Annotated in this window: 15 protein-coding genes; 9 read left to right on the forward strand and 6 right to left on the reverse strand. The window is 59.7% G+C overall.

The features are described 5' to 3' along the window. Positions 1-33: 33 nt before the first annotated feature. Positions 34-1,554 (reverse strand): acetaldehyde dehydrogenase ExaC, encoded by a 1,521-nt coding sequence (gene exaC / locus CD175_RS28560; RefSeq protein WP_034148108.1) that lies wholly within the window; start codon positions 1,552-1,554, stop codon positions 34-36. A 403-nt stretch (positions 1,555-1,957) separates the two neighbouring features. Here exaC and CD175_RS28565 point away from each other — a divergent pair, with 403 nt between their 5' ends. From CD175_RS28565 to CD175_RS28580, 4 genes are all read left to right on the forward strand, one after another. Further along, entirely contained in the window at positions 1,958-3,874 is a 1,917-nt protein-coding gene (locus tag CD175_RS28565) for a sigma-54-dependent Fis family transcriptional regulator (RefSeq protein WP_104451319.1), read from the forward strand. Between the two features lie 159 nt (positions 3,875-4,033). Beyond that, complete coding sequence (mpl, locus tag CD175_RS28570; RefSeq protein ID WP_104451320.1) at positions 4,034-5,383, forward strand: UDP-N-acetylmuramate:L-alanyl-gamma-D-glutamyl-meso-diaminopimelate ligase; 1,350 nt, start codon at positions 4,034-4,036, stop codon at positions 5,381-5,383. Further along, on the forward strand, positions 5,380-6,012 hold the full coding sequence (ubiX, locus tag CD175_RS28575; protein ID WP_015096988.1) for a flavin prenyltransferase UbiX: 633 nt from the start codon (positions 5,380-5,382) through the stop codon (positions 6,010-6,012). Before mpl ends, ubiX begins: the two co-directional genes overlap by 4 nt. Further along, complete coding sequence (locus tag CD175_RS28580; RefSeq protein WP_104451321.1) at positions 6,005-6,289, forward strand: YceK/YidQ family lipoprotein; 285 nt, start codon at positions 6,005-6,007, stop codon at positions 6,287-6,289. The genes ubiX and CD175_RS28580 overlap by 8 nt, the downstream gene beginning before the upstream one ends. Positions 6,290-6,419: 130 nt before the next feature. On the opposite strand, the gene CD175_RS28585 is transcribed toward CD175_RS28580, so the two are convergent. The 3 genes from CD175_RS28585 to CD175_RS28595 form a co-directional block, all read right to left on the reverse strand. Then, the gene (locus CD175_RS28585; protein ID WP_104451322.1) at positions 6,420-7,061 is read right to left on the reverse strand and encodes an oxidoreductase; all 642 of its coding nucleotides are present in this window, start codon (positions 7,059-7,061) and stop codon (positions 6,420-6,422) included. 27 nt (positions 7,062-7,088) lie between these two features. Then, entirely contained in the window at positions 7,089-8,807 is a 1,719-nt protein-coding gene (locus tag CD175_RS28590; RefSeq protein WP_095965726.1) for a C13 family peptidase, read from the reverse strand. Between the two features lie 114 nt (positions 8,808-8,921). Beyond that, positions 8,922-9,377 carry a MaoC family dehydratase gene (locus CD175_RS28595; protein WP_008001099.1) on the reverse strand — a complete coding sequence of 152 codons (456 nt, stop codon included), beginning with the start codon at positions 9,375-9,377 and terminating at the stop codon, positions 8,922-8,924. A 193-nt stretch (positions 9,378-9,570) separates the two neighbouring features. Between CD175_RS28595 and CD175_RS28600 the strand changes: the two genes are divergently transcribed. The 5 genes from CD175_RS28600 (at position 9,571) to CD175_RS28615 (ending at position 12,525) form a co-directional block, all read left to right on the forward strand. Beyond that, positions 9,571-9,933 carry a CidA/LrgA family protein gene (locus tag CD175_RS28600; protein WP_015096984.1) on the forward strand — a complete coding sequence of 121 codons (363 nt, stop codon included), beginning with the start codon at positions 9,571-9,573 and terminating at the stop codon, positions 9,931-9,933. Then, the gene (locus CD175_RS28605) at positions 9,930-10,646 is read left to right on the forward strand and encodes an LrgB family protein (RefSeq protein ID WP_104451323.1); all 717 of its coding nucleotides are present in this window, start codon (positions 9,930-9,932) and stop codon (positions 10,644-10,646) included. The genes CD175_RS28600 and CD175_RS28605 overlap by 4 nt, the downstream gene beginning before the upstream one ends. Before the next feature lie 10 nt (positions 10,647-10,656). Further along, positions 10,657-11,247 (forward strand): LON peptidase substrate-binding domain-containing protein, encoded by a 591-nt coding sequence (locus tag CD175_RS28610; RefSeq protein ID WP_007998442.1) that lies wholly within the window; start codon positions 10,657-10,659, stop codon positions 11,245-11,247. Positions 11,248-11,360: 113 nt separating this feature from the next. Beyond that, a complete protein-coding gene (locus CD175_RS31255; protein ID WP_158255670.1) occupies positions 11,361-11,522 on the forward strand; it encodes a hypothetical protein in 162 nt (53 codons plus the stop codon). Between the two features lie 637 nt (positions 11,523-12,159). After that, the gene (locus CD175_RS28615; RefSeq protein WP_104451324.1) at positions 12,160-12,525 is read left to right on the forward strand and encodes a hypothetical protein; all 366 of its coding nucleotides are present in this window, start codon (positions 12,160-12,162) and stop codon (positions 12,523-12,525) included. Between the two features lie 189 nt (positions 12,526-12,714). On the opposite strand, the gene CD175_RS28620 is transcribed toward CD175_RS28615, so the two are convergent. Continuing rightward, positions 12,715-14,031: a bifunctional DedA family/phosphatase PAP2 family protein gene (locus tag CD175_RS28620; protein ID WP_104451325.1), complete on the reverse strand. Its 1,317-nt coding sequence runs from the start codon at positions 14,029-14,031 to the stop codon at positions 12,715-12,717. Positions 14,032-14,224: 193 nt separating this feature from the next. Beyond that, the gene (locus CD175_RS28630; protein ID WP_104451326.1) at positions 14,225-14,923 is read right to left on the reverse strand and encodes a DNA-3-methyladenine glycosylase; all 699 of its coding nucleotides are present in this window, start codon (positions 14,921-14,923) and stop codon (positions 14,225-14,227) included. Positions 14,924-15,106 lie beyond the last annotated feature (183 nt).

The following is a 15,106-nucleotide window of genomic DNA, read 5'->3' on the forward strand; positions in this document are numbered from 1 at the left end:
GCTGGCGATAGACTCACCTCATATCAAGAGGGGTCAGAAGAAGCCCAGCGGATTGATGTCGTAGCTCACCAGCAGGTTTTTGGTCTGCTGATAGTGGTCGAGCATCATCTTGTGGGTTTCACGGCCGACGCCGGACTTCTTGTACCCGCCGAACGCGGCGTGCGCCGGGTACAGGTGGTAGCAGTTGGTCCAGACACGACCGGCCTTGATCGCCCGACCCATGCGGTAGGCGCGGTTGATGTCGCGGGTCCAGAGGCCGGCGCCGAGGCCGAACTCGGTATCGTTGGCAATCGCCAGGGCTTCGGCTTCGTCCTTGAAGGTGGTGATGCTCACCACCGGGCCAAAGATTTCTTCCTGGAACACGCGCATCTTGTTGGTGCCCTTGAGCAGCGTCGGCTGGATGTAATACCCGCTCGCCAGGTTGCCCTCGAGTTTTTCCACCTTGCCGCCGGTCAGCAACTCGGCACCTTCGCCCTTGGCGATTTCCAGGTACGACAGGATCTTGTCGAATTGCTGCTCGGACGCCTGGGCGCCGACCATGGTGTCGGTGTCCAGTGGGTCGCCGCGTTTGATTTGCAGGACTTTCTTCATCACGACGGCCATGAATTCGTCGTAGATCGACTCCTGCACCAGGGCACGGGACGGGCAGGTGCAGACTTCGCCCTGGTTGAAGAACGCCAGCACCAGGCCTTCGGCGGCTTTCTCGATGAAGGACGGTTCGGCCTTCATGATGTCTTCGAAGAAGATGTTCGGCGACTTGCCGCCCAGCTCCACGGTGGACGGGATGATGTTTTCCGCCGCGCATTTCATGATGTGCGAGCCGACCGGGGTCGAGCCGGTGAAGGCGATCTTGGCGATGCGTTTGCTGGTGGCCAGCGCTTCGCCGGCTTCTTTGCCGAAGCCTTGCACGATGTTCAGCACGCCCGGTGGCAGCAGGTCGCCGATCAGTTCGACCAGCACGGTGATGCCCAGCGGGGTTTGCTCGGCAGGCTTGAGCACCACGCAGTTACCGGCAGCCAGGGCCGGGGCGAGTTTCCAGGCGGCCATCAGGATCGGGAAGTTCCACGGAATGATCTGCCCGACCACACCGAGGGGTTCATGGATGTGATAGGCCACGGTGTTGCCGTCGATTTCGGCAGCGCTGCCTTCCTGGGCGCGGATGCAGCCGGCGAAGTAGCGGAAATGGTCGGCGGCCAACGGGATGTCGGCGTTGAGGGTTTCACGCACGGCCTTGCCGTTGTCCCAGGATTCGGTGATTGCCAGCAGTTCCAGGTTCTGTTCGATGCGGTCGGCGATTTTCAGCAGCACCAGCGAGCGCGCCTGGGCGGACGTGGCGCCCCAGGCATCGGCGGCTGCGTGGGCAGCGTCCAGGGCCTTGTCGATGTCTTCGGCCGTGGAGCGGGGGAATTCGGCAATCGGTTGGCCATTCACTGGCGAGGTATTGGTGAAGTACTGACCTTTGACAGGCGCGACGAACTCGCCGCCGATGTAGTTACCGTATTTGGCTTTGAACGAAACGATAGCGCCTTCAGTACCGGGGTGAGCGTAACGCATGGTGGTCTCTCCTTGCTTTTGTGCTTATAGGGAGTTGCGCATGTGCGCTTGCTATAAGCGTAGAGCAAGGGGCGGGCCAGTGCGTTGCAGCTCAGGCAAATCAAGGCCTTGCGCATTTTTTGTCGGACGGATGGAGTGTGTCTGTGACGCTTTCGGTACAGCTGGCGTGACACTTTGTACCGCTTCTGGCACAGCCTGTGACCGAGCGGTCTTGCCAGCATTGCAATGCAGGCCCGGCTGGAGGATGCTCGGGCAATCACAAGGACTGACGCTGCATCACCCCTGTAGGAGCTGCCGCAGGCTGCGATTTTTTGACTTTCGATTTTTTCAAGATCAAAAGATCGCAGCCTGCGGCAGCTCCTACAGGGAACGTGAAAACCTTTCGGGGGGAGAACAATAAGAAATGCACGACAACCATTTGAGTCGCCATGCCCAGCAGGTTCTGACCGTCACTCAGGGCAAGGCCCACCTGCATGGCCCTGGCAGTGATCCGTCCATCGCCCGTTCCTGGCTGCGCTGCCTTGAGGACTATCACCTCGACCCGGCCCTGAGCATCGCACCGACGGTGCTGGAGCATGGACGTGTCCTCGAAAGCCGCGAACGCTTGCAGCAAGTGCTGCACATCGCTGGTAATGAAATGACCAGCCTGCACCAGCAACTTTCCGGTGCCGGCCATGCAGTGCTGCTGACCGACGCTCGCGGCGTGATCCTCAATTGCGTCACCGCGCCTGCCGAACGACAGATTTTCGAGCGTGCCGGGCTCTGGCTCGGCGCCGACTGGAGCGAGGCCTGCGAAGGCACAAACGGCATCGGCACCTGCCTGGTGGAGCGGCAGTCGCTGACCATCCATCAGGACGAACACTTTCGCGGCCGCCACACGGGCCTGACCTGTTCGGCGAGCCCGGTCTTCGATCCCCATGGCGAATTGCTGGCGGTGCTCGACGTGTCGTCGGCGCGGCGCGAGGTGTCGCGGCAAAGTCAGTTCCACACCATGGCGCTGGTCAATCTGTCGGCGAAGATGATCGAGAGCTGCTACTTCCTGCGCTGCTTCGACAACCAATGGCTGCTGCGTTTTCACTTGCAGGCCGAGTCCGTCGGTTTGTTCAGTGAAGGGATGCTGGCGTTCGACGGAGAAGGGCGCATCTGCGCGGTCAATCAGAGTGCGCTGAACCTGCTGGGACACATTCGCGGCGGATTGCTGGGTAAACCGGTGGAAGCGTTTTTCGATTGCTCGCTCGATGAATTGCTTGGGCGGGCGAGTATCAATGCCGCAGCCAGTTGGCCATTGCGTACCCGTGATGGTCGCAAGTTGTTCGCGGTATTGCGCGGCGAGGCACGGCGGTCGCTGCCGACTCCGATGGAGCCTGCTCCCAAGGCTGTACCGGCACCGCGCCTGTCGGGCATTTGCCTGGATGATGTGACCTTGCAGGCGGACTTTCGCAAGGCCTTGCGTGTGTACGAGCGCGATGTGCCACTGCTGATTAATGGCGAAACCGGGTCGGGCAAGGAGGCCTTCGCCAAAGCGGTGCACCACGCCAGCCAGCGAGCGGAAAAAGCCTTCGTCGCCCTCAATTGTGCGGCCATTCCCGAGAGCCTGATCGAAAGCGAGCTGTTCGGTTACCGTGGCGGCAGCTTCACCGGCGCACGCAAGGAAGGCATGCGTGGCAAGTTGCAACAGGCCGACGGCGGGACCTTGTTCCTCGATGAAATCGGTGACATGCCACTGGCCCTGCAGACGCGATTGCTGAGGGTGCTGGAGGACCGGCAGGTGGTGCCGATCGGTGGTGAGCCGGAAGCGGTAAACGTGCGGATCATCAGCGCCACCCACCGTAATTTGCTGGATCGCGTGCAGGACGGCAGCTTCCGCGAGGATTTGTATTACCGCCTCAACGGGCTGGAAGTCGCGCTGCCGGCTTTGCGTGATCGCAGTGATAAATCGCAGTTGCTCGATTTTTTACTGGCCGAAGAGGCGCACGGAGAAACGGTGTTGATTGACGGGGCTGCACGCGCGGCCTTGTTGGGATTTGCCTGGCCAGGCAACGTACGCCAGCTGCGAAATGTACTGCGCACGCTGGCAGCCCTGTGTGAGGACGGACGAATCGGTCTGGACGATTTGCCGGCCATGATCCGTTCGGCCAGGCCGGCGATGGCACCGGCTGTCGAGGAACCATCGGAGCATCCGCTGGAGGATGCCGAGCGGCTGGCGTTACTCAGTGCACTGGAGCAGACGCGCTGGCATATGACGCATACGGCGGAGCAGCTTGGGGTCAGTCGAAATACCCTATATCGCAAGCTGCGCAAGCACGGGATTGCCCGGTAAGCTGCGTCGCGCCCAATCGCGGGCAAGCCCGCTCCCACAGGGTTTATGGGGTTATTGTGGGAGCGAGCCTGCTCGCGAAGGCGTCTTCGGATCTGAAACATCAGGTGCGATTTTCCCCTCCCTAAGCTAACCTGCGACCAAGTTTTACGAGGTCGACTAATGCACATTCATATTCTTGGTATCTGCGGCACTTTCATGGGGTCAATGGCGGTTCTGGCCAAAGAACTGGGCCATCACGTGACGGGCTCCGATGCCAACGTCTATCCGCCGATGAGCACTCAGCTGCAAGCCCAGGGCATCGAGTTGACACAAGGCTATGATCCGGCGCAACTCGATCCGGCCCCTGATCTGGTGGTGATCGGCAACGCCATGTCCCGGGGCAACCCGGCGGTGGAGTACGTGCTGAACAAAGGTTTGCCGTACGTTTCCGGCCCGCAATGGCTGGCGGATCACGTGCTGCAAGGTCGTTGGGTGCTGGCCGTCGCCGGTACGCACGGCAAGACCACCACCAGCAGCATGCTGGCCTGGGTGCTGGAGCATGCAGGCATGGCCCCGGGCTTCCTGATCGGCGGCGTACCGCAAAACTTCTCGGTGTCGGCGCGCCTGGGTGATACACCCTTCTTCGTCATCGAAGCCGACGAGTACGACAGTGCGTTCTTCGACAAGCGCTCCAAGTTCGTACATTACCGCCCGCGCACCGCAATCCTGAACAACCTTGAGTTCGATCACGCGGACATCTTCCCGGACCTGCCGGCCATTGAGCGGCAGTTCCATCATCTGGTGCGGACCATCCCGAGCGAAGGCCTGGTGATTCATCCGACCACTGAGCCGGCGTTGCAGCGAGTCATTGAAATGGGTTGCTGGACCCCGGTGCAAACTACCGGTGCCGGCGGTCAGTGGCAGGTCAAACTGCTTAGTGAAGATGGTTCGAAGTTCGAAGTGATGTTCGAAGGCGCCACCCAGGGCGTGGTCGAATGGGACATGACTGGCCAGCACAACGTCGCCAATGCATTGGCTACCTTGGCTGCGGCGCGCCACGTCGGCGTCGTGCCGTCCATGGGCATCGCCGCGTTGAGCGCCTTCAAAAGTGTGAAACGCCGGATGGAGAAAGTCGCGGAAGTCCGTGGCATCACCATCTATGACGACTTCGCTCACCACCCGACCGCCATCGCCACCACGCTGGACGGCCTGCGCAAGCGCATCGCCGATGCACCGTTGATCGCGATCATCGAGCCACGTTCCAACTCCATGAAACTTGGCGCGCACCGTGACGGGTTACCGGAAAGCGTGGTCGATGCCGATCAGGTGATCTGGTACGCACCCGCCAACCTCGGCTGGGACCTGGCGGGCACCGCGGCACTGTGCACTGTGCCGTCGATTGTCAGCGATTCCCTTGAGGGCATCATCGATCGTGTGAAGAGCCAGGCCCAACCCGGCACTCACGTGGTCATCATGAGCAACGGCGGCTTCGGCGGCCTTCACGGCAAGTTGGCCGAGGCACTCAAATGAACAACGGCCCGGACCGCATCACCCTGGCGATGACCGGCGCTTCAGGCGCCCAATACGGTTTGCGCCTGCTCGACTGCCTGGTGCGGGAAGATCGTGAAGTGCACTTCCTGATTTCCAGGGCCGCGCAGTTGGTGATGGCGACCGAGACTGACGTCACGCTGCCGTCCAAACCGCAGATGATGCAGGCGTTTCTCACTGAATACACAGGGGCCGTCGCCGGGCAGATTCGGGTGTACGGCAGGGAAGACTGGATGTCGCCGGTGGCCTCGGGTTCCGGCGCGCCAGCGGCGATGGTGGTGGTGCCGTGCTCCACTGGTACGTTGTCGGCCATCGCTAGCGGCGCCTGCAACAACCTGATCGAGCGTGCTGCCGATGTGACACTCAAAGAGCGTCGCCAACTGATTCTTGTGCCTCGCGAGGCGCCGTATTCGAGCATTCACCTGGAGCACATGCTCAAGTTGTCGAACATGGGCGTGACAATCCTGCCGGCATCACCGGGCTTTTATCATCAGCCGCAAACCATCGACGACCTGATCGATTTCGTCGTGGCACGGATCCTTAACCTGCTGAATATTCCACAGGACATGCTGCCGCGTTGGGGCGAGCATCATCTGACCAGCGATGAATAAGCTGCTGATGGTGCTGCTGGCGCTGCAATTGGCCGGGTGCGCCACGGTGCGCACCCTTGATGCGGCCAAGCCGGGCGCGCCGGTGGTGTACGCCGGGACGCGGCTGGATTTGTATGCGATGAATGGCGGTTGTTGCGCGATGGACCGTTTCGGCGCGCAAGCGCCGAGCTACCCGGGCGTTGATCTGCCGGCCAGTGCGTTGCTCGACACACTGCTGTTGCCGTTGTCGGTGTTGACGGTGATCGGGGTGAGTTTTCAGGCAACGGGTGGGTTGTAGGTGTAGCGCGCTTTTGTGGCGAGGGAGCTTGCTCCCGCTGGGGCGCGAAGCGGCCCCGCTCTTTACCTGAGGAGCAGGGGACTGCTGCGCAGTCCAACGGGAGCACGCTCCCTCGCTACAGTTCTGGAAATTACTTGCCGAGTTTGCGCAACTCATCCGACTCGACAATCCTGACCCCATCCTGCTCTTCGAGCGCAAGACGCCACATGGCGCGGGCCAGTTGGCAGGCTTCGATGCCGTGGTATTTACCGGGGATCAGGCGTGACAAAGGGCCGGCGACTTTCTCGGCCAGGCGCGGCTCAACGCGATCACCCAGCAACAGCGAAGGGCGGCAAATAGTCAGCTGCGGCCAGTCCTGCGCGCGCAATGCGTACTCCATCTCGCCTTTGACCCGGTTGTAGAAAATCGAGGATCGGCGATCGGCTCCCAGGGCACTGATCACGATCAGGTGCCGTGCGCCCATCTCGCGTGCGCGCTTGGCGAATGCCACCACCATGTCCAGGTCCACTGCGCGAAACGCCTGCTCCGAGCCTGCCTGCTTGATCGTGGTGCCCAGGCAGCAATAGGCTATATCGACCCGCCCGTTCAGTTGTGGCAGGAACGCCGTCGGGTCGCCGACCGGGTTTTCCAGGTGCGGGTGTTTGGCCAGTGGCCGGCGCGAGGGGGCCAATACCCGGGTGATCGTTGGCTCGCTGAGCAAGCGATCGAGCAGGTGTTCACCCGTCAAACCGGTGGCTCCGGCGAGCAGCACATGCTGAGGCGTCAAGTACATAGTGTTTCTCCCTTGATACTGTTCAGCTTAGTTGCTGTTTGCATCCTTGCTTTGCATGGATGCACTTTGCAACGCTTTTCGTGCCTGTTGTTTGCGCAATAGTTGCCAGTGCGAGAGGACGGTTTTCGGTGCCCAGATCTGTGGTTCGGATGCTTCGAAGCCGTCCGCCAGCTCACGCTCGGCGACAGTGGCCTTGGCCCGTTTGAAGGCTTGTTCCAGATCATCGGTCTGGTTCAGGGCCTGGACGAACAGGGCATCGCCGAAGTAGGTGAAGTTGGCTTCCTCCGAGCAGCCGAAGGAGACTCGGTCGGCCCGCGAGGCCGTCATGATCAGGGTCCGTTCATCCTTGAGAGCGGGGATGAAACCGCCGGAGTAGCAGGACGAAATCACGATGACCTTGTCGCGGTTTTTCAGCGGGGCGAGAACAGCGGCCAATTCGTCGGCTGGCAGATCGGCCAGCTCCATGCGCGGCTGGTCCAGTACCAATTCGTGTTCGCTGGTGCCATGGCTGGTCAGGTAGATGAAAATCAGGTCTTCCGGACCGCTCCGTTCAGCCAGCGCCAAGGCCGCGCGACGCAGGTTCTCCCGGGTAGCCATCGGGCGGTCGGCGAGGTGGTCACGATGGTTCACCAGGCGGATCTGGCCGAAGGCACCGAAACGGGTGGAGAGCATATTGGCGACGTAGTCGGACTCGCGCAGAAACACGCTTTGCTTGCCATCACCGCCCAAGGTCAACGAATACAGCTCCACCGCCGGGGTGGAGGGCGGAATGTTGGCCAGCGCTGCGTCGAGCAAGCGCCCCTGTGCCAGCAGGCCGAGCTCGAGTGTGTCAGGTAACAATTTGCCCTCGGCGTCGCGCACGCGCTGGCCATTGATCCAGGTGCCGCTGAGCACGGTGCCATCGGTCAGCACCAACGTGCCACGCCCCTGGTAACTGTCGTTGTCGAACTGGCCGGTGTAAAAGCTGCCGTCGGCGAGGTTCAACCGGCCCTGGCCGGAAAAGCGCCAGTCGTTGAAGTGGCCGATGTAGTGGCTGCCGTCAGTGCCGATCAACTCGCCCTTGCCGTTCAGCGAACCTTCCTTGAACTGGCCCAGCCACACATCGCCGTCGGCGTTTTCGTAGCGGCCTTTGCCGTGCAGTTGATTGTTCTTGAAGCTGCCGACATAGATGTCGCCATCGGCGCTGTTGAACGTGCCGTTGCCTTCCAGTTGGCCGTCGACAAAGTGCCCGGTGAACTGATTGCCGTTGCCGTCACCGCGCTGGCCTTCGCCGTTGGGTTTGCCGTGGGCGAACTGGCCCTGATAGGAGCTGCCGTCTTCGAGTTCCAGGCGACCCAGGCCGGCGTATTGATCGGCCTTGAATTCACCGCGGTAACTCATGCCGTTTTCTTTGAGCGTGCCTTCGCCGTCGCGGCGCCCAGCCTTGAAGCCGCCGCTGTAGCTGTTGGCGTTGGTGGTCAGTGCTCCCTGGCCATCGAACAGTCCCTGATTGAATTGCCCGCGATAGACTTCGCCATTGCTGCCATGCCATTCGCCCTGGCCCTGCCACTGGCCTTTGTCGAATTCGCCGGCGTACCAACTGCCGTTCGGGTAGTCGATGCGACCCTTGCCTTGCAGCAAGCCATTGACCAGGTCACCGCGATAGCGTCCGCCGTCCGGCAGGCGTGCGTCGGGGGGCAAAGGAGATTCGCCGTCGCCGCAAGCGGTGAGCATCAGGGTCAAGGCAAGGAGTGCAAGTGGGCGCATAGCGGATTCCGGGCAATTAGGCGAGGGAGTATGCCGCAGCCATGTGTCCTTATATAGGGCGAGGTACCGCAAGAGGGCGCGAAACAGCAGGAGCTGCTTCGCATCCCGGAAGGTTTACACGAAGCACAGGGACAGGGGTTCGGCGATATACGCCGGCTTGTCCGAACCTTCGATTTCCAGGGTGGTGGTGGCCTTGAGCAGCCATTGGCCGGGTTTCTTCTCGATGACTTCGGTCAGGTCGACCTTCAGCCGCACCCGCGAATTAACCTTGACCGGCTGGATGAAACGCACGCTGTCGAGGCCGTAGTTGACCACCATCTTCAGGCCCTCTGGCATGACGAGGATGTCTTCCATCAATTTCGGAATCAGCGACAACGACAGAAAGCCGTGAGCGATAGTGCTGCCAAATGGCGTTTGCGCGGCCTTGACCGGGTCGACGTGGATGAACTGAAAATCCCCTGTGGCTTCGGCGAACAGGTTGATGCGGTCCTGATCGATGGTGAGCCATTCGGAACGTCCAAGTTCCTTGCCGACATAATCTTTGAGCTCTGCAACTGGAACATAGGGCATTGAGACTCTCCTTGGGTTCATCGGTTTTATAGTTTTGAGTTGGGGGGATTTGACCTCCCGGCTTACCACTTTAGATCAACATGGCTGAAGGCTGCGGTCAACTGGCCATGCTTTTGGCGAATGCCGGTCCATAGCGCGAGCATGCTTATAATGCCAAGCCAATGCGGGTGACGGATTTTGCGGGAGATCTTTGATGTTGTTACGGGGCCTGACGTGGCTGGTGCTGTTCCAATTGCTCGGCACGGCGATCAATCATTTGTTTTTGCCTGTGCTGCCGGGGCCGATTGTGGGGCTGCTGCTGTTGCTGGTGTACCTCATCTGCCGCGGACAGGTCGGCGAGCCACTGAACCTGGCGGCGGGCAGCCTGCTGCGCTACCTGCCGCTGTTGCTGGTACCGCCGGCCGTGGGCGTGATGGTGTATGCCGCTGACATCGCGGCGGACTTCTGGGCCATCGTCGGTGCGCTGGTGTTGTCGCTGTTGCTTTCGATGGCTTTCGCCGGGGTGCTGATGCAGCGCATGGTCAAGCGTCACGCTCACTCCGAGGACAACCAATGATCTTCGACTGGCACGGCGCCTGGGCCTCGGTGATTCACCATCCATTATTCGGCATCGGTATCACCCTCGGTGCCTATCAACTCGTCCTTGCGGCATTCGAGAAAACCCGCTGGATCTTTTTGCAGCCGGTGCTGGTCTCCATGTTGCTGGTGATCGGTGTGCTGGTGGGTTGCGGCCTGACTTACGCCGAGTACCGCAAGAGCACCGAGATCCTGAGCATCCTGCTCGGTCCGGCCACTGTTGCGCTGGCGGTGCCGCTTTATCTCAACCTGCGACGGATTCGGCAGTTGTTCTGGCCGATATTTACTACGCTGGTGATAGGCGGGGTGGTGGCCACGGGGATGGGTGTGTTGCTGGGCTGGTGGTTCGGTGCCGAGCACATGATCTTGATGACCATGGCACCGAAGTCGGTGACGTCGCCGATTGCGATGCTGGTGGCCGAACAGATCGGTGGGGTCGCGGCGCTGGCAGCGGTGTTCGTCCTGATTACTGGTGTGATCGGGGCGATTTTCGGCCCGGCCCTGTTGAGTCGCCTCGGTGTGCACAGCCCGGAAGCGAGGGGTATGGCACTGGGCATGACGGCCCACGCGGTCGGCACGTCGGTGGCGTTGCAGGAAAGTGAAGAGTGTGGCGCCTTCGCGGCGCTGGCGATGAGCCTGATGGGTGTGGCCACGGCGGTTTTCCTGCCGCTGGCGGTGTCGATGGTCGTGTAAGGAAATGTCTATGAGTCTGCCGCTTTTTCCGTTGAACACAGTGCTGTTCCCAGGTTGCATCCTCGACTTGCAGATCTTCGAAGCGCGCTATCTGGACATGATCGGCCGCTGCATGAAGCAGGGTGGCGGGTTCGGCGTGGTGTGCATCCTCGACGGCGAAGAAGTCGGAATCGCCCCGGCCGGCTACGCGCTGGTGGGTTGTGAAGCGCTGATCACCGATTTCAAACAGCAGGACAACGGCCTGCTGGGGATTCGGGTCCAGGGCGGTCGGCGTTTCCATGTATTACGAACGGAAGTCCAGCGCGATCAGTTGACCGTCGCCGAGGTCGAGTGGCTGGAAGATGAACCCGAGCAGCCACTGCAGGATGAGGACGCCGACCTGGTGGCATTGCTCAAGGCCCTGGCTGAACACCCGATGGTCGAGGCCTTGAACATGGGCACCGAAGCGACCGGGCAACAATCGCTGGCTAATCAATTGGCCTACCTGTTGCCATTTGCGGAACTGGACAAGATCGACCTGTTGCAACTTGATGATCCGCAACAACGACTGGATGCGATTCAGGCGTTGCTGGATGAATTGCAGGGCGAGTTGTTTGCCTGAGCAGCATTTGGCAAAACATCAACAGGTTGGCCAGCATTGTTGAGCATCGGTGGATTATTTAGTTTGTGGCTGTCCACATGACGTGGGCCAATTCATTTAAAGGATTTAATACCATGCTTATCTATCAGCACGAACAATCCACCTGGCAAGCTGCTGCAGTAGGCTACCTGCTGAAAAATGCCAACCCTGGTAGTTCTTTTGAAAACACCGCTGAAACTGCGTGCCTGTTGGCTGATGCATTGATTCTGGAAATGCGTAAGCGTAAGTGGAGCTAACCAAGGCCCCGAGACTGATGCCCTCGACTGATGAGTCGGGGGCTTTTGTGGGGCGAATCAAAGTGCAATCACCCACCAGAAATGCATGCCGCAACACCAAGACCCCGAACAAATTCCATCAGCGCCAGCAACACCAGCCTTTTGGCGGCAGGGCGTTGAGCGGCTCCTTGCACTGAACCAGCCACAGGCTGGCTACATAGACACACGCCGGCCAAGACATCAATTGATCAGTGCCGGCCGTGGTACGCCCGCGACAAGGTAATCACCATGGTCTTGGCAATACAGCGACTGGGCGTTAGTCACTGCCCAATAATGTGGCGTACATGTTGCCTTTTACCACGCTGGAAAAGATTGACCTGCCGTAACTCGATGATCCGCAACAACGACTGGATGAATTCCAGGGCGAGTTATTTGTCTGATTGACAATGGCAGTCGCCGATTGTTTGGCTGAATGGTGTTATTTGGTTTGGTCTTAAATTTGTTAGTTTGTTGCTTTGGTGGTGGTCAGTTTATTTGCTGGGTCTTTGTATTGATTTATAATAAGTTAGGGGTGGGGTTTGGTTGATTGATAGAGTCGAGGTGATTATATTTGCTTCGCCTGCACGAGGCAGGTATTGCATATATAAGGGATTATTTGATGAAAGATTTAACTGGCGATGAGCGTGCGTTGTGGGCGTTTTGTTTTTCTCGGATCCTGGTTCGGTATGTTAACGAAAGCACACCGCAGAGCGAAGTTAAGTATGCGGCGGACTCGGCGGTGTATGCGGCGAATGCGTTGATCCTGGTGCGGCGTTCGCCTTCGAATGTTGCTCGCGATAGTTTTGAACAGCGGCTCTGGGATGATTATGCAGGGGAGGCGATGGTCAAGTCTTCTGAGGTTCGTTGGAAGCTTGAAAACAATGTCGCACTGGCTGGCAAGATTGCAAAGCAAATCGAGACGGGCCTGGAGAAATATCGTGGTGTTGAAAGCGAGAACTTGCCAAGTTTCCCGTTCGGCGGCTAAGGCTCAATATAAGCTGTCAGGTTGGGCGATTGCTTGATGTCAGTGCGATTCCTGATTGAAGTGCTGTGATAGGGTTGTCCGCCCAAAAGTTGTTTACCTGACATTATTGAAAAGATCGCAGCCGTTGGTCGCTTCTACAGAGTGAACACTCATGTAGGTGCGACTGAGGGCTGGGATCTTTTGCTTTATCTAGTACGCATATCGCAACATCGTATGCGGCAAATGCCGCAACACGAAGAACCCGAACAATGTCACCAGTGCCGGCAATACCAGCCACCAGACCTTGGGTGGCAGGGCGTTGAGCGGTTCCTTGCGCTGTGTCAGCCACAGGCTGACCGCACAGACACATGCCGCCAGCATCGCGCCGGCCATGACATCGGTCGGCCAATGCGCGCCGAGGTATACCCGCGACAACGCAATAGCCATCGCTGGCAGGCAGCCCACCAATAGCCAGGTCAGGCGCATCCGCGGCGGCTGTCCGCGGCCCGCCAGTACGGCGAGGGTCAGGAACAGTGCAAAAGAACCCGACGCATGGCCGCTGGGCATGCTGTAGCTGGTCAGCGGATCGCTCAGCACTTCGGGGCGCACACGGGCAAAAAACAGCTTCGTCGCGGTGTTCGCCAATGCAGTGCAGAGCAGGGTGCTTCCGGCGAAAATCGCCGGGCGCCATTGACGCATCAGCAACAGCAAACCGGTCAGTAGCGTACTGAACAACAGCATATTGTGGAATTCGCCGATCAGCGTGAAGACCACCGCCACCTCATCGAGCATTGGGCTGCGATGTTCCTGCACCAGGGCCATCAAACCTTGATCAAGGGCGCTCAGGTACGGATAACCGATAAACAGCGACACCAGAAGCAGTAAACTCATGCCGGCAATCAACGCTGTGGCCCGGCGATGCTGGCGCAGGCTGCTGGTGGCGCTCAATCCCAGCATCACGGCAATGCTGCCGACAGCGATTCCGGCCTGAGGCCAGAAACCTCCGGGTAGCGGCAAACGAATCGCCGCTCCGGTGGCCCAGCCAGGCAACAGATAGGCCACCGACCACCCCGCGCCGGCCAGCAGGCTGACGGCGATGAAGCGTGGGAAGGGCATGTCGCACATGCCTGCGACCATGGGCAGCATCGGCCGCAATGGCCCGATAAAACGCCCGACCAGCAGGCTGGCGATGCCATAGCGCTGGAAATAGGCCTCGGCCCCGGTAATCCATTCCGGGTGATGGCGCAAACCGGGCAGGCGCCGGATATTCTGATGAAAGTGCCGTCCAAGGAAGTACGAAACCACGTCGCCCAACACGCCGGCGAGGAAGCCCAGCAGCAAAGTTTCACTCAGCGGCAACGCTCCGCTGCCGGCCAGTACGGCAACGGTGAACAGTAAAACCGTGCCGGGGACGATCAGCCCGGCAATTGCCAGGCATTCCACAAAGGCCACCAGAAATATTGCTGCCGCCAGCCATTGCGGGTTGACCGTCAACCAACCGGTCACGCTATCGAGCCATTGGCCCATAAAAACCACTCCATCAAATGTTCAATTGCTTCCAGGGGATAAGTGCAACTTTGAATACGCCACTGCCCCCTGTGGGAGCGGGCTTGCCCGCGAATAGGCCCATTCAGTCGATATTGACGTCGCCTGACACTCCGCCTTCGCGGGCAAGCCCGCTCCCACGGGGATTTCTGTTTGCATCAAGTCTGAGTCAATTTCAGGACAGCACAAAATAATCGCGACCTTCGACTTGCCCCCGACGCAGCGGGTTCCGCGTGCAGTAAGGCGCGTAGGCTCCATCGACGAAGCGGTACATCAAGTGTTCATCGCGCCCGTGGGGGATGCCCAGGCGCGTGGTCTGGATGATGTGGGCGGGCGTCTGGCCGACATGCTCCACTAGCAGCACTTCATGGTCGAAGCGTTTGGCGTCCCACACCGGCACTTTCAGGCCTAGTGCCTTGCAGAGCAGGGTTTGCCCGGCGCAGAGCTTTTGCGACGGGCGAGGGTGACCCTGGGCATCGGGATTGTTCAACAGCATCTGTGCCAGGCTGGCCGGCCCGCTCAGTTCATCGACCCACGGATAGGCGGACTTGATCAGCACGGCGTTGCCGGGCCCCTGGGCGCTGAAATTGAGTGAATCGCCGCCCCGGGCGTAATACATATAGATGTGGCCGCCATCCAGAAACAAAGCCTTACGCTTTTCTGTGTAGCCGAGGGATGCGTGGCTGCCTTTTTCCGCGCAGTAATAGGCTTCGGTCTCGATGATCCGGGCGCTGAGCCACAGGTCGCCCACTCGATGGCGAATGACTTTGCCCAGTAGGTCCCGGGCCAGAATTTGCGCGTCACGGTCAAAAAACGCATCCGGGAGGCCCGCGGGCAGGCTCATGGCGGACGCTCGAACAGTCAGGTTGGACATGATGGCCGGCGTTTGTCAGGGCTGAATGAGTCGTGATGATAACAATTTGCAGCTTAATCCCGGCTGAACGTCGGCAAATACCCCTCCATTTCGACCATCCGCCCGTCACCGCTGTTAGTCCCGGGACGCGACAGCTATAATCTGCCGCTTTACTCTTTACCAAGACCTTATCAAAGACCACGC

The organism is Pseudomonas laurylsulfatiphila (assembly GCF_002934665.1).
GTDB classification, from domain to species: domain Bacteria; phylum Pseudomonadota; class Gammaproteobacteria; order Pseudomonadales; family Pseudomonadaceae; genus Aquipseudomonas; species Aquipseudomonas laurylsulfatiphila.